Origin of the sequence: Streptomyces eurocidicus, assembly GCF_002891295.1 — a bacterium.
GTDB lineage: Bacteria > Actinomycetota > Actinomycetes > Streptomycetales > Streptomycetaceae > Streptomyces > Streptomyces eurocidicus.
This window is the reverse complement of record NZ_LGUI01000007.1, coordinates 54,989-77,359: the sequence shown is the minus strand read 5'-3', so window position 1 is coordinate 77,359 and position 22,371 is coordinate 54,989. Positions and strand designations below refer to the sequence as shown.

At 72.2% G+C, this 22,371-nt stretch carries 18 protein-coding genes; 9 read left to right on the top strand and 9 right to left on the bottom strand.

Annotation, left to right across the window (positions count from 1 at the left end; translation table 11 throughout):
* Positions 1-64: 64 nt before the first annotated feature.
* Entirely contained in the window at positions 65-1,426 is a 1,362-nt protein-coding gene (locus tag AF335_RS21920) for an acyl-CoA synthetase (protein ID WP_376697821.1), read from the bottom strand.
* Between the two features lie 130 nt (positions 1,427-1,556).
* Between AF335_RS21920 and AF335_RS21915 the strand changes: the two genes are divergently transcribed.
* Positions 1,557-1,985 carry a hypothetical protein gene (locus AF335_RS21915; protein ID WP_102920176.1) on the top strand — a complete coding sequence of 143 codons (429 nt, stop codon included), beginning with the start codon at positions 1,557-1,559 and terminating at the stop codon, positions 1,983-1,985.
* 391 nt (positions 1,986-2,376) lie between these two features.
* Here AF335_RS21915 and AF335_RS21910 read toward each other — a convergent pair whose 3' ends face one another.
* On the bottom strand, positions 2,377-3,771 hold the full coding sequence (locus AF335_RS21910) for a cystathionine beta-synthase (RefSeq protein WP_102920198.1): 1,395 nt from the start codon (positions 3,769-3,771) through the stop codon (positions 2,377-2,379).
* A 169-nt stretch (positions 3,772-3,940) separates the two neighbouring features.
* Here AF335_RS21910 and AF335_RS21905 point away from each other — a divergent pair, with 169 nt between their 5' ends.
* The 3 genes from AF335_RS21905 (at position 3,941) to AF335_RS21895 (ending at position 7,619) form a co-directional block, all read left to right on the top strand.
* On the top strand, positions 3,941-4,966 hold the full coding sequence (locus tag AF335_RS21905; RefSeq protein ID WP_102920175.1) for an SGNH/GDSL hydrolase family protein: 1,026 nt from the start codon (positions 3,941-3,943) through the stop codon (positions 4,964-4,966).
* A gap of 223 nt (positions 4,967-5,189) precedes the next feature.
* Positions 5,190-6,410, top strand: a complete 1,221-nt coding sequence (locus AF335_RS21900) for an acetyl-CoA C-acetyltransferase (protein ID WP_102920174.1) — start codon at positions 5,190-5,192, stop codon at positions 6,408-6,410.
* 378 nt (positions 6,411-6,788) lie between these two features.
* A complete protein-coding gene (locus AF335_RS21895) occupies positions 6,789-7,619 on the top strand; it encodes a hypothetical protein (RefSeq protein ID WP_102920173.1) in 831 nt (276 codons plus the stop codon).
* 193 nt (positions 7,620-7,812) lie between these two features.
* On the opposite strand, the gene AF335_RS34195 is transcribed toward AF335_RS21895, so the two are convergent.
* A complete protein-coding gene (locus AF335_RS34195) occupies positions 7,813-8,157 on the bottom strand; it encodes a hypothetical protein (RefSeq protein ID WP_146045603.1) in 345 nt (114 codons plus the stop codon).
* A 98-nt stretch (positions 8,158-8,255) separates the two neighbouring features.
* On the opposite strand from AF335_RS34195, the gene AF335_RS21885 reads away from it, so the two are divergent.
* Complete coding sequence (locus AF335_RS21885; protein WP_095581739.1) at positions 8,256-8,486, top strand: DUF4287 domain-containing protein; 231 nt, start codon at positions 8,256-8,258, stop codon at positions 8,484-8,486.
* Between the two features lie 111 nt (positions 8,487-8,597).
* Here AF335_RS21885 and AF335_RS21880 read toward each other — a convergent pair whose 3' ends face one another.
* From AF335_RS21880 to AF335_RS21870, 3 genes are all read right to left on the bottom strand, one after another.
* On the bottom strand, positions 8,598-9,464 hold the full coding sequence (locus AF335_RS21880) for a Bax inhibitor-1/YccA family protein (protein WP_102920172.1): 867 nt from the start codon (positions 9,462-9,464) through the stop codon (positions 8,598-8,600).
* 220 nt (positions 9,465-9,684) lie between these two features.
* Entirely contained in the window at positions 9,685-11,280 is a 1,596-nt protein-coding gene (locus tag AF335_RS21875) for an AMP-binding protein (RefSeq protein WP_184743505.1), read from the bottom strand.
* Between the two features lie 203 nt (positions 11,281-11,483).
* On the bottom strand, positions 11,484-11,711 hold the full coding sequence (locus AF335_RS21870) for a helix-turn-helix domain-containing protein (RefSeq protein ID WP_244927122.1): 228 nt from the start codon (positions 11,709-11,711) through the stop codon (positions 11,484-11,486).
* A 262-nt stretch (positions 11,712-11,973) separates the two neighbouring features.
* Between AF335_RS21870 and AF335_RS21865 the strand changes: the two genes are divergently transcribed.
* Positions 11,974-15,996, top strand: coding sequence for a type I polyketide synthase (locus AF335_RS21865; RefSeq protein ID WP_102920170.1), 4,023 nt, complete (start codon positions 11,974-11,976; stop codon positions 15,994-15,996).
* 155 nt (positions 15,997-16,151) lie between these two features.
* On the opposite strand, the gene AF335_RS21860 is transcribed toward AF335_RS21865, so the two are convergent.
* Together AF335_RS21860 and AF335_RS21855 are read right to left on the bottom strand one after the other, a co-directional pair.
* Positions 16,152-16,823: a TetR/AcrR family transcriptional regulator gene (locus tag AF335_RS21860; protein ID WP_170127781.1), complete on the bottom strand. Its 672-nt coding sequence runs from the start codon at positions 16,821-16,823 to the stop codon at positions 16,152-16,154.
* 177 nt (positions 16,824-17,000) lie between these two features.
* Positions 17,001-17,351, bottom strand: coding sequence for an ArsR/SmtB family transcription factor (locus AF335_RS21855; protein ID WP_244927121.1), 351 nt, complete (start codon positions 17,349-17,351; stop codon positions 17,001-17,003).
* Between the two features lie 135 nt (positions 17,352-17,486).
* Between AF335_RS21855 and AF335_RS21850 the strand changes: the two genes are divergently transcribed.
* Positions 17,487-18,683: an MFS transporter gene (locus tag AF335_RS21850; protein WP_102920168.1), complete on the top strand. Its 1,197-nt coding sequence runs from the start codon at positions 17,487-17,489 to the stop codon at positions 18,681-18,683.
* Positions 18,684-18,695: 12 nt separating this feature from the next.
* On the top strand, positions 18,696-19,154 hold the full coding sequence (sufU, locus tag AF335_RS21845) for a Fe-S cluster assembly sulfur transfer protein SufU (protein WP_102920167.1): 459 nt from the start codon (positions 18,696-18,698) through the stop codon (positions 19,152-19,154).
* A gap of 55 nt (positions 19,155-19,209) precedes the next feature.
* Here sufU and AF335_RS21840 read toward each other — a convergent pair whose 3' ends face one another.
* Positions 19,210-20,445 (bottom strand): cytochrome P450 family protein, encoded by a 1,236-nt coding sequence (locus tag AF335_RS21840; protein WP_244927120.1) that lies wholly within the window; start codon positions 20,443-20,445, stop codon positions 19,210-19,212.
* Between the two features lie 323 nt (positions 20,446-20,768).
* Between AF335_RS21840 and AF335_RS21835 the strand changes: the two genes are divergently transcribed.
* Complete coding sequence (locus AF335_RS21835) at positions 20,769-22,328, top strand: acyl-CoA carboxylase subunit beta (protein WP_102920165.1); 1,560 nt, start codon at positions 20,769-20,771, stop codon at positions 22,326-22,328.
* The last annotated feature ends 43 nt before the right edge of the window (positions 22,329-22,371 follow it).

The window sequence follows — 22,371 nt, the reverse complement described above, 5'->3', positions numbered from 1 at the left end:
ATTCACGGCCCCTGGTCCTGCATGGAATTATGCAGGACCGGCGCTTTCCCCGGTCCTGCCCTCGTCACAGGGGCGGGAGGAGCTTCTTCTGCGGCTTGCCCATCGCGTTGCGCGGCAGCGCCTCCAGGAACCGGACGCGGCGGGGCCGCTTGTGTGCGGAGAGGTGCCCGGCCACGAAGTCGATCAGGGTCCGCTCGGACACCCCGTCGGCCACCACATAGGCGACGATCTCCTGCCCGAGGTCGTCGTGGTCCACGCCGACGACGGCCGCCTCGCGCACCGCCGGGTGGTCCAGGAGGGCGTTCTCGACCTCTCCCGCGCCGACCCGGTAGCCACCGGTCTTGATCAGGTCGACGGAGGCCCGGCCCACGATGCGGTGCATGCCGTCGGGGTCGAGGGTGGCGATGTCGCCGGTGCGGAACCAGCCGTCCTCGGTGTGCGCGGCCGCCGTCGCCTCCGGGCGGCCGAGGTAGCCCGCGAAGAGGGTCGGCCCGGACACCTCCAGCTCGCCGACGCCGTTCTCGGTGCGCGCCAGCCTGGTCCGTATGCCCGGCAGCGGCAGACCCACCGAACCGGGCCGCCGGTCGCCGTCGGCCCTGGTGGAGACGGTGATCAGGGTCTCCGTCATGCCGTAGCGCTCCACGGGCCGCTGCCCGGTGAGCGCCTCCAGGTCGCGGAAGACGGGCGCGGGCAGCGCGGCGCTGCCCGACACCAGCAGCCGCGCCTTGCCGAGCTCACGGGCGACGGCCGGCTCCCGGACCACGCGGGACCAGACGGTCGGCACGCCGAAGTAGAGGCTGCCGCCGGCCGCCGCGTACGCCGCCGGGGCGGGCCGGCCGGTGTGGACGAGCCGGCAGCCGGTGCGCAGGGCACCCAGCACCCCGAGGACCAGGCCGTGCACATGGAACAGCGGCAGGCCGTGGACGAGGGTGTCCTCGGCCGTCCACGCCCACGCCTCGGCGAGCCCGTCCAGACCGGCGGCGACGGCCGCGCGCGGGATGAGGACGCCCTTGGGCGAGCCGGTGGTGCCGGAGGTGTAGAGGATCAGGGCGGTGGCCGAGGGGTCCGGCTCGGCGCCGGACCAGTCGGCCCGCTCCGTCACGTCGACCGGCAGGTCGCCGCCGTTGCCCAGCACCAGGGCGGCCCCGGAGTCGCGCAGGATGTGGTCCCGCTCGGCGGGCCCGGCGTCCGGCGGCAGCGGCACGGCGGGCACCCCGGCCAGCAGCGCGCCCACGACGGCGACGACGGTCTCCAGCGTCGCCTCCGCCTGGACGGCCACGGACGGCGCCCCGGCGATCCGGTGCGCCACGGCGGCCGCGGCGCCCAGCAGTTCCTCCCGCGAGCAGGTCCGGCCGGCGACGGTCAGGGCGTCGGGCAGGTCGGAGCCACCGGGGCCGCCCGGGCCGGCGGCGAGGGACGTCAGCAGGGGTACGGTCGGTTCGGGCACGGACTTGCTCCTTCCACGGGGGTCCGCCGGCGGACCGGGGACAACCCCACTGCGGATACGGGTGCTAGCCCCAACGACCCGGGGCTCCCGTGACCGTATCGTCGTCAGCATGACGGTCCACGACCCCGAGACGAAGTCAGAGCTGAAGAAGGAACTCGACGCGACCCTGCAGACCCGTAAGGAGCTGGGGCCGGAGTACGAGTCGGAGCTGGTCGACGGCTTCCTGGACAAGGTCGACAGGAAGATCGACGACACGATCGACCGCCATGTGCGCCGTCACCTGGCGGAGCGGCAGATGGCCGCCGCCCGGGGCGCCCGCCCGCGGCCCGCCGACACGGGACCCGCGAGCTTCGGGGAGCGGTTCGGCTTCGCCGCGATCTCGCTGGTGCTGGCGATCCCGCTGTCCGCCATCGGCGTCGCCAACGCCCAGCTGCCCGGTCTGCTGGTGACCTGGGCGGGCATCGTGGGCGTCAACGCGCTCAACTCGGCCGGGGTGTTCCCCTGGTCGCGCCACCGCGGGCCGCACGACGAGGCGTGACGGGCGCCGAGGAGGCCGCGGAGCGGCAGCCGTGGACCCGGCGGGCCCCGAGGGGCTCTGACGAACCCTCACAGGAGCGCGCCGGGGAGAGGTGGCGGGGGGCCGCCGTACCCCGGCCGAGGCCGGAGTCGGGACGACGGCGGTCCCCCACGAGGACACGGTTCCGGGTCAGGGCCGGTTCACCCGCGTCCGGACGGCCGTGGAGTCCGGGAGCCGCTCCGGAGTTCCTGCCGCCGCACTGGGTGCCGGTCCGGGCGGACCCTCGCCGACACCCCTCAATATGCCGGACCGTTGTTAAGCCCGTGCTGCGGACGCGTGACGCATACGTACCTTTTACGCGTCGCCCGTGTGACCTGACGCCCGCTTGCCGTCAGGACGGTGCCCACCGGGCCTACTTGGCGGGAGCGGCGCCCTCGGCCAGGAAGGCCAGCAGGTCCTGGCGGCTGACGACGCCCTTGGGCTTGCCCTCGACGATCACGACGGCCGCGTCGGCCTCGCCGAGCACCGCCATCAGGTCCGCGACCGGCTCACCGGAGCCGACCTGCGGCAGCGGCGGGCACATGTGCTTCTCCAGCGGGTCGGTGAGCGAGGCGCGCTGCGTGAACAGGGCGTCCAGCAGCTCGCGCTCCACGACCGAGCCGATGACCTCGGCGGCCATCACATCGGGGTGCCCCGCGCCCGGCTTGACGATGGGCATCTGCGAGACACCGTACTCGCGGAGCACCTCGATGGCCTGACCGACCGTCTCCTCGGGGTGCATGTGCACCAGCGAGGGCAGGCCGCCGTCCTTACGGCGCAGCACGTCGGCGACGCGGGCGGCGTCGCCCGGCTCCTCCAGGAAGCCGTAGTCCGCCATCCACTCGTCGTTGAAGATCTTGCTGAGGTAGCCGCGGCCGCTGTCGGGCAGCAGCACGACGACGACGTCGTCCGGGCCGAGGCGCTTGGCGAGCTCCAGGGCGCTGACGACGGCCATGCCGCAGGAGCCGCCGACGAGCAGGCCCTCCTCGCGGGCGAGGCGGCGGGTCATCTGGAAGGCGTCCTTGTCGGAGACCGCGATGATCTCGTCGGTCACCGTGCCGTCGTAGGCGCTGGGCCAGAAGTCCTCGCCGACGCCCTCGATCAGGTACGGACGGCCGGAGCCGCCGCTGTAGACGGAGCCCTCCGGGTCGGAGCCGATGACCTTGACCCGGCCGTCGCTGACCTCCTTGAGGTAGCGGCCGGTGCCGCTGATGGTGCCGCCGGTGCCCACGCCGGTCACAAAGTGAGTGATCCTGCCCTCGGTCTGCTCCCAGATCTCCGGACCGGTGGAGTGGTAGTGCGACAGGGCGTTGTTGGGGTTGCTGTACTGGTCCGGCTTCCAGGCGTTCGGCGTCTCCTGCACGAGGCGGTCCGAGACGTTGTAGTAGGAGTCCGGGTGCTCCGGGTCGACGGCCGTCGGGCAGACGACGACCTCGGCACCGTAGGCGCGCAGCACGTTGATCTTGTCGTTGGACACCTTGTCCGGGCACACGAAGATGCACTTGTAGCCCTTTTGCTGGGCCACGATCGCCAGACCCACACCGGTGTTGCCGGAGGTCGGCTCCACGATGGTGCCGCCGGGCTTGAGCTCGCCGGACTTCTCGGCGGCCTCGATCATCCGCACGGCGATCCGGTCCTTCACGGAACCGCCGGGGTTGAAGTACTCGACCTTGGCAAGCACGGTGGCCTGAATGCCTTCGGTCACGCTGTTGAGCTTCACAAGCGGGGTGTTGCCGACAAGCTCAACCATCGAATCGTGATACTGCACGGTGATCTCCGCGGTCAGGGGCACTAGCGCATCGCGTACCCGTATCTCCAGCCTATTGCGCCGTCGAGGGGACACGGCCCGCGTTGCACGGGGGTGTGCTCGGGGCAACAACCAGTTAGCGGGGTCCGGCGGGGGTGCGTACCGTCGGAGCGGGAGGAGGTCCGGGCCCATGTCCATGTCGAGGGCGAGAGTCGCACGGCGGATCGCGGCCGCCGCGGCGTACGGCGGTGGCGGTATCGGTCTGCTGGGCGCGACGGCGGTGGGCGTGCTGCTCACCGAGGCGCGGCTGGCCAAGCGAGTGGTCGGCGGGGCCCATGAGGCACCGCCGCACGCGGACGGCCGCTACGGCTCCGCGTTCGTCCACCGGCTCGGCCGGGATCCGCTGCTGCTGGGGGTCCTCGGCGACTCCACGGCGGCCGGCCAGGGGGTGCACCGGCCCCGGCAGACGCCCGGGGCCCTGCTGGCCTCCGGGCTCGCGGCGGTCGCCGAGCGGCCGGTGACGCTGCGCAACGTGGCGCTGTCCGGCGCCCAGTCCCACGACCTGGACCGGCAGGTCACCCTGCTGACCGAGGACGGCCCGGCCCCCGATGTGTGCGTGATCATGATCGGGGCGAACGACGTCACCCACGGGATGCCGGCGGCCCGCTCCGTGCGGCTGCTGTCCGACGCGGTGCGCAGGCTGCGTGAGGCGGGCAGCGAGGTGGTGGTCGGCACCTGCCCCGACCTGGGCACGATCGAGCCGGTCTACCAGCCGCTGCGCTGGGTGGCCAAGCGGCTGAGCCGTCAGCTGGCGGCGGCTCAGACGATAGGCGTCCTGGAGGCCGGCGGCCGTACGGTCTCGCTCGGCGACCTGCTGGGCCCGGAGTTCGCGGAGAACCCCCGGGAGCTGTTCGGGCCCGACAACTACCACCCGTCCGCGGAGGGCTACGCCACGGCGGCGATGGCCGTGCTGCCGACGCTGTGCGCGGCGCTGGGGCTGTGGCCGGAGGACGAGGAGCGGCCGGACGTGGCGCGCCGCGAGGGCATCCTGCCGGTGGCCCGGGCGGCCGCGGAGGCGGCGGCCGAGGGCGGCACCGAGGTCACGGCGGCACGCGGCCGCTGGGCGCTGCTCAAGCACCGCAAGCGGCGGCACCTGCCGGCGCACACGGAGGCGACGCCGCACCACGCGTGGCTGCGGGTGGGACGGGGGTCCTGAGAGGCGTCGGCGGGGGTCCGCCCGGTCCGGCGGACCCCCGCCCCGCGCCTGCGGGAATTCCGCGCCCTGAGCGGGCGCTTAGAAAAGAGGCCCGCATCACAGCCACCAAGCCGTGACCAGAGCCCTACGGACGGGTAACTTCCAACAGGCCCTGTCGTCCCGCCCCACCAGGCCCTCGACAGGCCCGCCTCAGGCCCGCCTTCCCACGCCCACTGGAGCCGTGATGCCCGAAGCCGTGATCGTCTCAACCGCCCGCTCGCCGATCGGCCGCGCCTTCAAGGGCTCGCTGAAGGAGCTGCGCGCCGACGACCTGACCGCGACGATCATCGGCGCCGCGCTCGCCAAGGTCCCGGAGCTCGACCCGCGCGACATCGACGACCTGATGCTCGGCTGCGGCCTGCCCGGCGGCGAGCAGGGCCACAACCTCGGCCGGATCGTGGCCGTCCAGATGGGCATGGACCACCTGCCCGGCTGCACGATCACCCGCTACTGCTCCTCGTCGCTGCAGACCTCGCGGATGGCGCTGCACGCCATCAAGGCGGGCGAGGGCGACGTCTTCATCTCGGCGGGTGTCGAGACGGTCTCCCGGAGCGTGCACGGCTCCTCCGACGGCATGCCCGGCAGCCACAACCCGTTCTTCGCCGAGGCCGAGGCCCGTACGGCCGCCCGCGCCGAGCAGGGCGCAGACGAATGGCACGACCCGCGCGAGGACGGCCTGGTGCCGGACGCGTACATCGCGATGGGCCAGACCGCCGAGAACCTGGCGCGGCTGAAGGGCATCAGCCGCCAGGAGATGGACGAGTTCGGCGTCCGCTCGCAGAACCTCGCCGAGGAGGCCATCAAGAACGGCTTCTGGGCCCGCGAGATCACCCCGGTCACCACCCCGGACGGCACGGTCGTCAGCAAGGACGACGGTCCGCGCGCGGGGGTGACCCTGGAGGGCGTACAGGGCCTGAAGCCGTCCTTCCGCCCGGACGGCCTGATCACGCCGGGCAACTGCTGCCCGCTCAACGACGGCGCCGCCGCCCTGGTGATCATGTCCGACACCAAGGCGCGCGAGCTGGGCCTGACCCCGCTGGCGCGGATCGTCTCGACCGGCGTCTCGGCGCTCTCCCCCGAGATCATGGGCTTCGGCCCGGTCGAGGCCAGCAAGCAGGCGCTGCGCCGGGCCGGGCTGGGCATCGGCGACATCGACCTGATCGAGATCAACGAGGCGTTCGCGGCCCAGGTCATCCCGTCCTACCAGGCGCTGGGCGCGGACCTGGACCGGGTGAACGTCAACGGCGGCGCGATCGCGGTCGGCCACCCCTTCGGCATGACGGGCGCCCGGATCACCGGCACGCTGATCAACTCCCTCCAGTGGCACGACAAGCAGTTCGGGCTGGAGACGATGTGCGTGGGTGGCGGGCAGGGCATGGCGATGGTGATCGAGCGGCTGAGCTGAGCTGGAGCGCAGCGGAAGCGAGGCGAAGACGCGCATGGGTCGCGAGCGGCTGAGCTGAGCTGGAGCGCAGCGGAAGCGAAGTGAAGACGCGCATGGGTCGCGAGCGGCTGAGCTGAGCTGGAGCGCGGCGAAGACGCGCACGGCTGAGCCGGGCAGGAACGGTTGCTCCGGCTCCCGTGCGGGACCGTGACCGAATCGCCCCCAGGATGTGACCAACGTCCTGGGGGCGATTCGTTTCCGCAGGTCAGATATGTTGAAGAGACAACGTCCGGGCCCTAAGTCCCGTCCCCTTCATGACGTTTTGCACTGTAGCCATACAGCATCACGAGCGAAGCTGAGGTAGGAATCTGGGGGACCTATAGCACCGGGAGTACGTCAGTGAGCGCCTTGTCCCTTGCCCTGCTGCTTGCCGCTGCCACCGCCACGGCGGCGGGTGCCGCCGCCCTCCACAGCACGCGCGGCCTGCGCAAGCAGATCGCGGCCCTGCGCGCCGACCTCGCCGCGGCCGGCGCGGAGCGGCGTGAGCGCGCCCAGGTGCCGCACGCCCGGCCCGCCCCCGGGGCCGAGATCGCGGAGATACGGGCCGCCGTCGCCGACGCCCTCGCCGAGGAGCGCGAGCGCGAGCTCGCCGAGGCCCGCGCGTTCTGGGCGGCCCAGGAGGCCAGGGACCCCAGCGGCGCGGACGCCCCGTCGCTGCTCGGCGGCCTGCCCGGGCTCGGTGACGACCTGCTGGGCCCCGAGGGCCCGTACGGCAGCCTGTACCTGCCCCGCCAGGCCGACCTCGTGGGCCTGGAGCCGCTGAGCGAGGCGGCGTCGGCCGCCGAGGCGGAGGCCGAGGAGTCCCCGGAGCTGGCCGCCGCGCGCCGCCGGCACCCCTCCCACCCCGACTTCACCCCGGCGGGCCTCGCCGGAGACCACGAGAGCACCGTCGAGCGGCTCGCCGAACTTTCCGACGCCCGCATTCCGCTGACCGACGTACGGCCCGGGCCGCTGGGCACCCTCGACGTGTACGTCTTCGCCGACGGCACGACGCTCTGCATGACACCGGGGCACCGGGAGACGGCGGAGCGGCTGGGGGCGGCGCTGGACGCGGGGGACGCGCCTGTGCTTCTCGGGGGGTCGGGGGTTTCGGGGGCGTACGCGCTGACGTTCTCGTGTGCGGCGGAGAGGATTTATGTCCTGGCGGATCGGGTGATCGCTTCGCCGTAAGGGTGCGGGGGGTGCGCCTGCGGCGGGCTTTTTCCCCTACCCGCCCCTTCCCGAATGTCCTCAAACGCCGGACGGGCTGATTTCAGCCCGTCCGGCGTTTGAGGACACCGGGTCCGGGGCGCAGCCCCGGTTTCGGGAAGGGGCGGGGCTGGGGAAAGGCCCCGCGCAGCGGCCGGCACCCGCCCCCACCCCGTCACACAACCCCGCTCCGCCGCCCCGCCTCCTCCACCCGGGCCACCGCCTCCCCCACCCCCACCCCCTCCGGCAAGGCACCCGCACCCGCCAGGGACAGCGCCTCGGCCAGATCGTGGCCCGCCACCGCCACCTGATCGGCCACCGCGAACATCCCCGCGTCCGGCATCTCGCGCGGCTCCGCCGCCCCGTCCGGTTCCTCCAGCCGCTGGGTCCAGGCGGCCAACTCTCGGGCCAGGGCCAGCGCTTCCGCAGCCGCCCCCCTGCTCAGACGGGACTGCGGCAGGGACCGCAGCCGGTCGGCGTATGCGTCCACGGCGGCCAGAAGAGGCGTCACATCATCCACAGCGCGAGCCTATGCGCCGCCGACGGACTGTTGCCAACGGATGAACACTCAGGCACGGTGACAGGAAGGACCATCAGCCGACGCGTCCGGAGGCGCCGATGTCCCACGTCTTCTCCGACGAGACCCACCGGAACCTGCTCTCCCGAATCCCTCACTGCACCGGCCGTGAAGTCGCGGACTGGCTGCGCACGGTAGAAGAAGGCCCTTCCCTCTTCCGGTTCGAGGAGAAGGTGAGCTGGCTCCGTGGAGAGCACGACCTCGCCTACGGCCATGCCAAAGCGATCGTCCATGAGTACGACCTCCGACGGGCCGCGCGGAAGCTCCGGTAGCGGACGCCACCCCCGAACAGCACCGCACAACGGGGCACGCACATGCGAAGGGCCCGGGAAGACGATGTCTTCCCGGGCCCTTCGTCAGCCGCCGGCCGTCAGGCCGGGCCGCTAGTCGTTGCCGGTGATGGCGGTGACCAGCTGGAGCATCTGGATGTAGATCCACACCAGCGACAGCGTGAGGCCGAAGGCCGCCATCCAGGCGATCTCGCGGGGGGCGCCGTAGCGGACGCCGTCCTCGATCTGCTTGAAGTCGATCGCCAGGAAGGCCGCACCGATCAGCACGCCGATGACGCCGACGCCGATGCCCAGCGGGCCGGAGCGCAGGCCGAGGCCGTCACCGCCGCCGAACGCCGCGAACAGCACGTTCACCAGCATCAGCAGGACGAAGCCGATCGCGGCGGCCGTCACAAAGCGGATGAAGCGGCGGTCGACGCGGATCAGCTTCGTCTTGTAGGCGATCAGGACACCGACGGACACGGCGATCGTGCCGAGCACCGCCTGGACCGGGGCGCCGTCCGCGTAGTGGTTGTACGACCGGCTGACCACGCCGAGGAACAGGCCCTCCAGCGCGGCGTACGCCAGGATCAGCGCGGGGACCGGCTTCTGCTTGAAGGACTGGACGAAGCCGAGCACCATCGCGACGAGGCCCGCGGCGAAACCGACGCCCACCGGGATCTTCGCCGCCCAGCCGATGACCGCCGCGACGACGACCAGGCCCAGCGTGGTGCCCGTGCGCATGACGACGTCGTCCATCGTCATCCGGCCCGGCTGCGCCGGGGCCTGCGGGCCGCCCTGCTGGAGGCCGGGGCCGCCCTGCGCGTACGGGTTCGTCGCGTACGGGTTGGTGGGCTCCGCGTAGGGGTTGTTCGCGTACGGGTTGCCCTGGGCCGCGGTCCCGGCCTGCGGGGCACCGTTGAAGCCGGCGTAGCCGTTGTCGCGGAACCCTCGCGAGAAGACCGGGTTGCTGCTCCTCATCCTCACTCCTCCGTGGCCACCCTGCGCGGCCTTGCGACCAGGGTAATGGGTAGGCAAAAGAATGCGCTCGTGCTTGGGGACGATCTTTTGGTCGCGTACCCCCACCGGGAGAACGGGGATCCCGCCCCCACGGTTCCCCGCCCCCTTCTGCCCCATGCGGAATCGGCCCCGGCCACGGTGGTCACCCCGGCCCCGGACCGGGGCCCCGGCGGGCCGGGTCTCATGAGCCGGCCGGGCCCGCCCCGGCGGCGAGGTTCCGGAGCTCGCGGCGGAGGATCTTGCCCGCGTTCGAGCGGGGCAGCGCGTCGAGGAACGCGACCGAGCGCACCTTCTTGTACGGGGCCACCCGGGCCGCGACGTACTCCATGACGGCCTCGGCGGTGAGCGCGGCGCCCGCCCCGGAGCCCCCGGCGCCCGGCGCGGCGACGACATAGGCCCGCGGGGTCTCCATGCCGTCCTCGTCGACGACCCCGACGACGGCCGCGTCGGCGACACCGGGGTGGGTGAGCAGCACGGCCTCCAGCTCGCCGGGCAGCACCTGGTAGCCCTTGTACTTGATGAGCTCCTTGACCCGGTCGCTGATGAAGAACCAGCCGTCCTCGTCCACCCGGGCCAGGTCGCCGGTGTGCAGCCAGCCGTCCTCGTCGACCACCTCGGCGGTCTCGGTGGGCCGGCCGAGGTAGCCGCGCATGACCTGGGGGCCGCGGATCCACAGCTCGCCCTCCGCGCCCGGGGCGACGTCGAGGCCGCTCTCGGGTGAGACCAGCCGGCACTCGGTGGAGGGCAGCGGCTTGCCGACCGAGCCGGGCGGCGGGGTCTGGCCGCGGGGCGGGACGTGGGCGCCGGGTGACAGCTCGGTCATGCCGTACGCCTGGACGACCGGGACGCCGATGCGCCGGTGGACCATCTCGGCGAGTTCGGGCTTGAGCGGGGCGGCGGCGCTGAGCAGCTGCCGGATCGAGGAGAAGTCGCGGCCTTCCACCAGCGGGTGCTTGGCGAGGGCCAGCGCGATGGGCGGCGCCACCAGCGCGTGGGTGATGCGCTGCCCGGTCAGGACGTCGAGGAAGCCCGCCAGGTCGAAGCGCGGCAGGACCACCAGGGTGGCGCCGGAGCGCAGGGTGACACCGATCAGCGTGCTGAAGCCGTAGGCGTGGAAGAAGGGCAGCACGGCCAGCACCCTGTGGTCGGGGGTGACCTCCAGGGCGTGGCTCATCTGGGCGATGTTCGCGGTGACGTTGCCGTGGGTGAGGACCACGCCCTTCGGCGCCCCGGACGTGCCGCTGGAGTACGGCAGCAGGGCGGTGTCCGCGCTGCGCCGGGGGGCGTCGGCGGCCGGCCGCCCGGCGCCGGAGCGGGCCAGGTCGCCGATGCTCCGGTGGTCCGCGGCCTCGTCCAGGACGAACACCTCGCGCACGGTGCCGCCGGCCTCGCGGACCGTGGGAAGCAATGCGGACACGGTAAAGAGAATGCGAGCTTCCGCATCTTGCAGCTGGCGGGCCAGGTCCTTGGCGGTGGCCAGCGCATTCACCAGGGTGACGGCGGCCCCGGCCCGGGCGGCGGCGAGACAGGCCACCGGGTAGAAAAGGGAGTTCGGGGCGTAGACCGCCAGGACCTCGCCCGGCTTCAGCCCCGCGTCGGCGAGCCCCGCGGCCACGGACCCGACCAGCTCGGCCAGCTCCGCGTAGGTAATTGTCCGGCCGCTCGCCGCGTCCACCAGGGCGGGGTGGTCACCGCGCTCCGAAGCGCCCTCCAGAATATATTCGTCGAGCGGTCGGCTCGGAAGATCTATTTCCTGGAATGGGCTGCGATAAATCATTTTCGATTCTCCTGCACAGCGGGACGGCGAAAGAGCCGGAACCGGCGGCGCGGAGCGAAGGACGCAACGACGGATCCGCCTCCCCCACCCCCCGCCCGGCCACCGGCCTCACAAAGGTTTGACGTTCCTCGAACCAAGTTGGCCGACGGCGCACGGCGCGGCGGCCGGTTCCGGCCAGCGACCGGCCCACCGGCCGCGGCGCCTCAGCCGGCCTTGACCACGGCGAGATGGCGCCCTTGCGTCTGGTGGTAGATGTACGAGACGAGGCCGGCCTGAAGGCGTGATTCCACTTCCAACTTGGTGAGTATGCGGGCCACATGGGCCTTGACGGTGCGCTCCGTCACCTGGAGCCGCACCGAGATGGAGCGATTGGAACAACCTGCTCCGAGCAGCCAGAACACGTCCTTCTCACGGACGGACAGGAGATCCACTCTCCCGATCTGTGGCCACCAGTCACGCATCCGTCACCGACCCCCTCGCATCGACAACTCAAAACATGGACTCGCGTCTACAACTGGACAGTAGACGGTCTTTGCACCCTGGCGCACTTAATCGTGACCCACGTCTCAGTCAAGGAAACATAAATGCGCAAATGCCGAACAATGCAGGTATGTCGGTCACACGCACAGGTGGCCGGGGAAGGCCGACGACTTCTCGCCGAATAAAACATGTGCGCTGGTATACATTTGAAGTATGAATCACCTGGATGACGAGAACGGGAAAGATATTGCTGTTATCGGAATGGGCTGCCGATTTCCCGCCGCGCCGAATGTCGAGGCATTCTGGAAAATGCTGACGGAGAATACGGATGCCATCACCCGGGTGCCGTCCGACCGGTACCCCGTGGCCGACCACCACGACCCCACCGGCAGCGCTCCGGGGAAGACCGTGTCGCCGTACGGCGGATTTCTCGACAAGCCGTTCGATTTTGACGCAGGATTCTTCGGAATTTCCCCAGTGGAGGCCGTCACCTCCGACCCCCAGCAGCGCCTGCTCCTCCAGGTCGTCTGGGAGGCCCTGGAGAGCGCCGGCGTGGTCCCGTCCACCCTGGCCGGCAGCCGTACGGGCGTCTTCGTGGGCCAGGCCACCGCCGAGTACGGCGAGACCATCGCGCCGGCCGCCCGCACCGTGCGCACCGCCGCCGGCACCCGGCTCCGGGCCATCACCGCGGGCCGTGTCTCCTACGCCCTGGACCTGCGCGGCCCCAGCATGGTGCTGGACACCGCCTGCTCGTCCTCGCTGACCGCCGTCCACACCGCCCGGCAGAGCCTGCTCACCGGCGAGAGCGACCTGGCGATCGCGGGCGGCGTCAACATCATCCTCACGCCCGAGGACTCCATCGCCTACACCCAGGGCGCCATGATGGCCCCGGACGGCCGCTGCAAGTTCGGCGACGTCTCCGCCGACGGCTTCGTCCGCAGCGAGGGCGTGGGCGTCGTGGTGCTCAAGCGGCTCGCCGACGCCGAACGCGACGGCGACCCCGTACTCGCCGTGCTGCGCAACAGCGTCTGCAACAACGACGGCCGGGGCTCCGGCCTGCTGCTCCAGCCCGCCGTGTCCGGCCAGTCCGAGATGATCCACGAGGCGTGCCGGGGCGCCGGGGTCACGCCCGCCGGGCTGGACTACGTGGAGGCCCACGGCACCGGGACGCCCGTCGGCGACGACGTCGAGCTGCGCGCCCTGGCCGAGGCCGTCGCGGACGGCCGGCCGGCGGGCCGGCCGCTGCCGATCGGCTCGGTGAAGAGCAACATCGGCCACACCGAGGCCACCGCGGGCGTCGCCGGTCTCATCAAGGCCGTGCTGATCGCCCGGCACGGCCTCATCCCCGCGTCCCTGCACGTCCGCACGCCGCACCCGCTGCTCGCCCGGGAGGACTCGCCCCTCGACGTCGTCCGGGCCAACCGGCCGCTGGAGAAGGCCGGCGAGCGGGCCGTGATCGGGGTCAGCTCGTTCGGGCTGTCCGGCACCAACGTGCACGCCGTGATCGCCGAGTACGTCCCGGCGCCGGCCCCCGACCGGCCCGAGGAGGACGCCACGGGCCCGCACCTGCTGGTCCTGTCCGCCCGTTCGCACACCTCCCTGCGGCGGCTGGCCCGCGCGTACGCGGCGCACCTCGGGCCGGCCGGGCCCGGCCGGCGGCACTCCCTGCGGGACCTGTGCGCGACCGCGGCCACGCGCCGCGACGCGCACACCCACAGGCTGTGGGCGGTCGGCACGACGCACGACGGCCTCGCCGCCACCCTGCGGGCCCTCGCCGACGGGACCGGGACCCCCGACGGCGGCATCGCGGAGGCCGGGTTCGGCGGCCCCCGCAGGACCGTCTTCGTCTTCCCCGGCCAGGGGTCGCAGTGGCTCGGCATGGGCCGCCGGATGCTGGAGACCTCGGCCGCCTTCCGCACCGCCATGGCGGCCTGCGACAAGGCGGTACGCGACGAGCTCGGCTGGTCGGTGCTCGACCTGCTCACCACGGCCACGGAGGAGTTCCCCGACGACGTCGCCGTCGTCCAGCCCGTGCTGTGGGCCGTGGAGGTCGCCCTGGCCGCGGCCTGGCGCGAGCGGGGCGTCGAGCCCGACGTCTGCGTCGGCCACAGCATGGGCGAGGTGGCCGCCGCGCAGGTCGCGGGGGCCCTCTCGGTCGAGGACGCCGCCGCGGTGATCTGCCGCCGCAGCCGGCTGATGGAGCGGGTGGCCGGGCGCGGCGGCATGATGGTCGTCGAGCTGTCGGCCGACGAGGCACGGCGGGCCGCGGCCGGGTTCGGCTCCCTCTGCGTGGCGGTGGAGAACTCGCCGAGGTCGACGGTGCTCGCGGGCGACCCGGCCGAACTCCGGGAGCTCGGCCGGGCCCTGGAGGGCCGGGGCGTCTTCCACCGCGTGCTCAAGGTGAACGTCGCCTCCCACTCCCCCGACATGGACCTGATCCGCGAGGACCTGCTGACCGCGCTCGCCGGCCTGCGACCGGCCCGGGCGACGACCGGGATGGTGTCCACCGTGCGGTGCGACCGGGTCCGGGGGCCCGAGCTCGACGCCGCCTACTGGGCCGACAACCTGCGCCGCCCGGTGGAGTTCGCCGAGACCGTGCGCTCCGTGGCGAAGGAGGGCGAGCACGTCTTCCTGGAGGTCAGCCCGCACCCCGTGCTGCTGACGGCGGTCGACGACGTGCTGCGCGACGCGGGCGCCCCGGTGCCGCCGGTCGCCTCGCTGCGGCGGCACGAGGACGAGCGGCTGACGATGGCCCGCTCGCTGGGACAGCTGTTTGCCCAGGGGGCCGCCGTGGCGTGGGAGCGCTGGTTCTCCGGGCGCGGCCCGGTCGTGCCGCTGCCCGCCTACCCGTGGGACACCGAGACGTACCGGCTGCCCGCGGGCCCGGAGCGGGCCGCGCCGCCGCGTGCGCGGGTGCGCGAGTTCCCCGTGGCCGCGTCGGTCGCGGTCACCTCCCTGCGCGGGCTCGCGCCGATCCCGCCCGCGTACTACGTGGCGGCGGTGCTCGACACGGCACGCACCGGCGACGAGGGCGACGACGGCCGCCACGTCCTCGCGGACGTCCGGCTCGGCGAGGAGTTCGTCGACGTGACCGAGGGCGCCGGGGTGACGCTCCGGGTCACCGTCACGGACGACGGCCCGGCGGGCGGGGCACGGGCCCGGGTCGAGGCGCTGCGCCCGCACGGCGACGGGCGGCCGCCCGTGCTGTGCATGACGGCCCGGGTCCGGCGCGGCGACGACGCGTGGGCGGAGGCCGGGGAGGGCGCCGGGGAGCTGCACGACGCCCTGGCCCGCTGCCGCACCTATCTGCCCGGCGCCGAGTTCGAGCGGCTGGCCGTGGCGCGCGGCTACGAGTTCGGCGACGCCTCCCGGGCGGTGGCCCAGGCGTGGCGGACGGAAGGGGAGGCGGTCGCCCGGATGCGGCTGGCGGGAGCCGCGCAGCCGGCCCTGTGGGAGGCGGGCCTGCAGTCCGTCGCCGCGGCCTACCCGCTGGCCGGCGCGCCGTCCGCCGCGACCCACGCCTACGTCCCGGTGTCCGTCGACCGCGTGGAGATCTCGGGCGAACTCCCTTCGGAGTTCTGGAGCCTGGCGCGTTTCGCACCGGACCCGGCGCGGGCCGAGGGGCGGGCCGAGGTGCTGCTCCTCGACGGCGAGGGCACCGTGCTCGCCGCGTTCCGGGGGATCCGGATGCACCGGATCGACGGAGCCGGGGCGTCCCTGCCGCAGCGGGTGGCCTCGCTGCTGCCGAGGCTGCCGGAGTTCGTCGTGGGGGTGCCGTCGGTCGCCACCGTGCGCGGCGGCGCCACGGCGCTGCTCTCGCACATGGGAAGTCTGTTCGAGCAGGCGGCGGCCCGTACGGCGGCGCCCGCCGCCGGGACCGGGCCGGCCCCGCAGGCACCGGTCGCGGCGCGCCGGCCTTCCGCCGCGCCCGCCATGACGACGACCGCGCCCGTCGCCGCCCCTGTCGCCGCGCCTCCGGTGGCGGACGCGGATCCCCCTGGGCCGCGGACCGGGGCGGGGACGGCCGAGGAGCGCTTCCTGGCCGAGGTCGCCGCGGTGCTCGGGCTGCCGCCCGAACGGATCGACGCCCGGCGGCCGCTGCGTGACCTCGGCCTGGACTCCCTGATGGCGGGTCAGCTGCGCCGTCGGCTGCTCACCGAGCGCGGCGTCGACCTGAGCATCGGCCGGCTGCTGGGCGAGGACAGCATCGGGGGGCTGGCCCGCTCCCTGCGCTGAGCGCTCCGCGCAAAGTCCGGTGCGCCGTCCGCGGGTGCGGCGTGGCCGGTCGCGCAGTTCCCCGCGCCTCTTCGGGCGCTGCCGAACCGCACCGGACTTCGCCGAGCCCGCTCAGCCACCGCGAGCGGGGTCCCGCCCGCCGGCCGCCGTATCCGTCAGGCGGTGCCGGTGACCCCGCTCGGCCCGGGGGCGGCCGCGAGCGGCCGCTCCACGCCGAGCGCGTAGCCGGGCATGATGCCGCGGAGGACGATGTGGAACAGCTCCCGCAGTTCCACATGGAGGTCCGCCTCCGCGCTCTTCCCCTGCGTCCAGCGGTAGAGGGCGCCCAGATAGGCGTCGCGCAGCAGCTGGCCGACCCTCGTCGCGTCCACGCCGGGGGATATCTGGCCCTGCCGCAGCCCCTCCTCGACGATCTCCGCGAAGATCCCGCTGGAATAGGGGTCCTCCAGCATCGGCCGGCCGGCCTTCACCCAGGCGAGGAGCATGGCGCGGGTGATGTCCCGCTCCTCCTCGTTGATGTCCACCAGGGCGGACACGCACTGATCGAGGCGTGCCACGACATCGCCGCGCGGCGCGGCCAGGAATCCAAGGCCGGCCTGGAGCTTCTCCCGCCGCAGGTCGCCCCAGGCGATGATGATGTCTTCCTTGCGCTGGAAGTAATTGAAGAACGTGGCCCGTGCGACGTCCGCCTCTTCGGTGATCTCGTCGATCGAGGTCTGGTCGTAGCCCTGCTTCGCGAAAAGCGTGACGGCCGCCGTGTACAACCGCTGGCGTACGCGCTGCTTATTTCGCTCCCGGCGCCCTGCGACCGGCTTGGTCTCTATCATCTCAGCTCCTGGATGCGGAGAATCGCGACTTCGCTCCGCACCGTCGACGCCGCCCGGTATACCCATGTCCCGAAGGCACTGTGCGCCGCCTTTGACGGGAGGATGGTGCATTTTGAACTATTTATACACGGCGCGGCAACCCCACGTTCATCTCACGTAGCGCGGACGAAACACGTTTCAGACATCGGCCGCGTCGGGCGCGTCCGTCACATCCAATTCCCGGGCGCCGCCGAGCACGGCGTCCAGCAGACCGGGGAATCGGGCATCCAGGTCTTCTCTACGCAATTGAACGAAATAGTTGCGGCCCTCCAGGCGGGTCCGGGTGATCCCCGCCTCGCGCAGCACCCGGAAGTGGTGCGACAGCGTGGACTTATGGACGCCCACCAGGAACTCCTCCGGCCAGCACGGGTGGTACTCGCCGTCCGCCAGCACCAGGAGCATGCGCAGCCGGACGGGGTCCGCGAGCGCGCGCATGACCTCTACGAACTTGATGCCCACCGCGTCCGGTTCCGCGAGGTAGCGAGCCACCGGGCCTCCCTCCGTCAAGTTGACGCAGCGATTGTATCCGTTGCATGGCGATCAAACTGTATCTTGACACGATCACGGGGCTGAGCTCTAGTATGACGACTGTCAAACGATCTGTTCCATATTAAGCGAGGGGAAATGTACAGTCGCCTGCTCTTCCTTACCCTGGGAACCTTTGCGGTGGGTACGGACAGCTTTGTCATCGCAGGGATCCTCCCCGAGATCTCCGACTCGCTCGACGTGAGCATTTCGACCGCGGGCCTGCTCATCACGGTGTTCGCCTTCACCTACGCGATCCTGTCGCCCATCGTGGCCGCGACCACCGCGCACTGGCCCCGCAAGCGCCTGCTGCTGGCCGGTCTGCTCATCCTGGCGATCGGCAACGCGCTGACCGCGGTCCTGCCCACCTTCGGGCTGGTCCTGGCCAGCCGCGCGGTCGCCGGTCTCGGCGCGGCGATGTTCACCCCGACCGCGAGCACCACGGCGGCGGCGCTCGCCCCGCCGGAGCAGCGCGGCCGGGCCCTCGCGATCGTGATGGCGGGTCTCAGCGGCGCCACCGCGCTCGGCGCCCCCATCGGCACGGTCATCGGCAGCCAGGTCAACTGGCAGGCGACGCTCTGGTTCGTCGCCGTGCTCAGCGTGCTCGGCGCCGTCGGCATCGCCGTGCAGATGCCCGACGTCCCGTCGATGCCCCCGGTCAACCTGCGCAAGCGCATGGCCCCGCTCAAGGACGCCCGGGTCGGCTTCACCCTGCTGACCACCGTGCTGGTCTTCACGGGCCTGTACACCAACTACAGCTTCGTGGCCGAGTCCTACGACCGGGCCACGGACGGCAACGGCACGATCCTGGCCGTGCTGCTCTTCGTCTGGGGCGCGGGAGCGACCGTCGGCAACCTCGGTGCCGGCCGGCTCACCGACAAGATCCCGGGCAAGCGCATCATCGCCGTCGCGATCATCGTCGCGGGCATCGACTTCGCGCTGATGCCGCTGTCCAACCGCTACCTGGGCACCGCGATCGTCGCCATCTTCGTCTGGGGCATCTGCGGCTGGGCCTCGCTCGTCCCGCTCCAGCACCGGCTGCTGACGATCTCCCCGGCGCACGGCACCCTCACCATCGGCCTGAACGCCGCCGCGACCTACCTCGCGGTGTCCGCCTCCGGCCTCACCGGCGCCGCCGGCATCCGCCTGGTCGGCGTGCACAACCTCAGCCTCTTCGGGCTCGGCTTCATCGTCCTCGGCCTGATCTCCTCGGGCATCGCGAGCCGGCTGATCAAGAAGGGCGAGCAGACCCCGGAAGAGGCGCCCGCCACCACCCCGGCCATGACCAAGAGCTGAGGGAAACCCGCCATGAATCTCGACTCGATGTACCGGGAAGTGATCCTCGATCACTACAAGAACCCGCACGGTCGAGGGCTGCGCGACGGCGACGCCGAGGCGCACCACGTGAGCCCCACCTGCGGCGACGAGATCACCCTGCGGGTGAAGCTCGACGGCCGCCTCGTACGGGACGTCTCGTACGAGGGGCAGGGCTGCTCCATCAGCCAGGCCAGCGCCTCCGTGCTCAACACCCTCCTGGTCGGCCGCGACCTGGCCGAGGCGGAGCGCATCCGGGACGCGTTCCTGGAGCTGATGCGGTCCAAGGGCCGGACCGCGCCCGGTGAGGCGGACGAGGAGCTGCTGGACGACGCGGTCGCCTTCGCCGGCGTCTCCAAATACCCCGCGCGGGTCAAGTGCGCGCTGCTGAGCTGGACGGCCTGGCAGGACGCGACCGACCGGGCGCTGGCCGCCACGGGCGGACAGGGGTGACGAAGGGGCCCGCGTGACACACGCGGGCCCCTTCGCCGCAGGACCGGTCACGGCGTCATGCCGCGGCCGCCGCCGGGACCTCCCGGCCCCCGTACAGCGGGGTCCCGGCGGGCCCTCCCAGGTCGACGGGGAGGGTGAGCAGACCGCGCATCGGCATCCCCGGGCGCCAGCGGAGCTCGTCCACCGGGGTGCCGAGCGTCATCCGGGGGAAGCCCTCGAAGAGGGCGCGGAGCGCGATCCGGGCCTCCATCCGGGCCAGCGCCGCCCCCAGGCAGTAGTGGATGCCGTGCCCGAAGGCCAGGTGGCCGCCCGTCCGCCGGCGGATGTCGAAGGACTCCGGGTCCTCGTAGACCCCCTCGTCGCGGTTCCCGGACACCAGGGAGATCAGGACGATGTCGCCGTCACCCGGGATCAGGGTGTCCCCGATCGTCAGGTCCTCCGAGGCGAACCGCCAGGTCGTCGCCTCCACCGGCCCCTCCCAGCGCAGCGTCTCCTCGATCGCCCCGTCCAGCAGCGACCAGTCCTCGCGCACCGCGGCCAGCTGCTCCGGGTGCGTCAGCAGGGCCAGCGTGGCGTTGCCGATGAGGTTGACGGTGGTCTCGTGGCCCGCGAAGAGCAGGACGAACGCCGTGCCGCGCAGCTCCTCGTCGCTCAGCCGCCCGCCGTCCTCGTCGGTGACGTGGACGAGCGCGCTGAGGACGTCGTCCCCGGGCGCCCGCCGCTTCTCCGCGACCAGCTCGTCGAGGTACGCGTTCAGCCGCGTGGCGCTCTCGAAGTAGTCGGGCGTCGGGGCGTCCGAGGAGATCAGCTTGTTGGACGCCTCCTGGAAGCGGTCCTGGTCCAGGGCGGGCACCCCGAGGATCTCGCAGATCACGGCGATGGGCAGCGGATAGGCCAGCGCCTCCATGACATCGGCCCGGCCACCCCCCGGCAGGGCGCCGACCAGGTTCGCGGTGAGCTCCTCGATCCTCGGCCGCAGGGCCTCGATCCGGCGCGGGGTGAACGCCTTGGAGACCAGCTTCCGCAGCCGGCTGTGGTCCGGCGGGTCGGCGCTCAGCATGCTCCGGCCGAACAGCTGGGTGGTGTTCTCCTCGCTGCCGGTGCGCATCCTGCGCAGCTCGGGGGCGGCGAAGGACCAGTCCTTGCGCAGCCGCGCGTCGCCGAGCGCGGCCCGCGCCTCCTCGTAGCTGACGACGAGCCACGCCTCCAGGCCGCCGGGCAACCGCACCCGGTGCACGGGGCCTCTCGCCCGCAGCTCCCGATAAATCGGATAGGGATTCTCGGTAAACACTGGACCAAATTCCTCCAGGTCCACTATGTTGCCGCTCACTGAGGCTCCCTTCCGCGAGTTCGCATTTCCGGCCGACCTTTTCTGGGGCAGAGAAAGACAAGAGGCCACCGAGCGGGAAGCTAGCACCTGGTGGATGCATCGTAAATTGAACTTTCGATACATTGCGCGGGGCCGGGGCGTGTGCAGACTGTACTTTTGTCCAGTGTTCGGCCCGGACCGATGCGGGCCGGCCGGGTTTCGTGTTCGACTGGACGGCCATCGCAATGGACTGCCGATTCTTTTGCAACACCACGGCCTGCAGCGGATGCGGAGCGTAATTACACATGGGTGACGGGACGCTGCACGAGCGGATCGCCGAACTCCAGGAGCTGAAGTCCGGGGCACGGGCGGGCCAGGACCCCGCGGCCACCGAACGCCAGCACGCCAAGGGCAAGCTGACCGCCCACGAGCGCATCGACCTGCTGCTCGACAAGGGGTCGTTCACCGAGGTCGAGGGGTTACGCAGACACCGCGCCCGGGGCTTCGGGCTGGAGGACCGGCGGCCGCACTCCGATGGCGTGATCACCGGCTGGGGCACCGTCCACGGCCGTACCGTCTTCGTCTACGCGCATGACTTCCGGATCTTCGGCGGCGCGCTCGGCGAGGCGCACGCCCAGAAGATCCACAAGATCATGGACCTGGCCGCGGCGGCCGGCGCGCCCCTGGTCAGCCTGAACGACGGGGCCGGCGCCCGGATCCAGGAGGGCGTCTCGGCGCTCGCCGGCTACGGCGGCATCTTCCAGCGCAACGTCCGGGCCTCCGGCGTCATCCCGCAGATCAGCGTGATGCTCGGGCCCTGCGCGGGCGGCGCCGCCTACTCCCCCGCCCTCACCGACTTCGTGTTCATGGTGCGGGACATCTCCCAGATGTTCATCACCGGCCCGGACGTCGTCCGCGCCGTCACCGGCGAGGAGATCAGCCAGAACGGCCTCGGCGGCGCCGATGTGCACGCCACGGTCTCCGGGGTGGCCTCGCTCGCCTACGACGACGAGGAGAGCTGCCTGGAGGACGTCCGCTACCTCCTGTCGCTGCTGCCCGCCAACAACCGCGAGCTGCCGCCCCACGAGCTGCCCACCGACCGGGCCGACCGGTCGAACGACGCGCTCCTGGACCTCGTCCCCGCCGACCCCAATCGCTCGTACGACATGCGCGTCGTCGTCGAGGAGATCGTGGACGACGGCGAGGTCTTCGAGGTGCACGCCGGCTGGGCGACCAATGTGCTGTGCGTCCTGGCCCGGCTGGACGGCCACGTCGTCGGCATCGTCGCCAACCAGCCCGCCTCGTACGCCGGCGTGCTGGACATCCACGCCAGCGAGAAGGCCGCCCGCTTCGTCTCCACCTGCGACGCCTTCAACATCCCGCTGGTCACCCTCGTCGACGTGCCCGGCTTCCTGCCCGGCGTCGACCAGGAGCACGGCGGCATCATCCGGCACGGCGCCAAGCTGCTCTACGCCTACTGCAACGCCACGGTGCCCCGGGTCTCGGTCATCCTGCGCAAGGCGTACGGCGGCGCGTACATCGTCATGGACTCCCAGTCGATCGGCGCCGACCTCACCCTCGCCTGGCCGAGCAACGAGATCGCCGTCATGGGCGCCGAGGGCGCGGCCAACGTCATCTTCCGCCGCGAGATCGCCGCCGCCGAGGACCCGGACGCCGTACGGGCGCAGAAGATCGAGGAGTACAAGGCCGATCTGATGCACCCGTACTACGCCGCCGAGCGCGGCCTGGTGGACGACGTGATCGACCCCCGGGAGACCCGCTCCGCCCTGATCGACGGCCTGCGGATGCTGCGCGGCAAGCACGCCGACCTCCCCTCGCGCAAGCACGGCAACCCGCCGCAGTGAGCACCGCCCCACCGTCCCGCCGCCCCCGATGAAGCACCGTCAG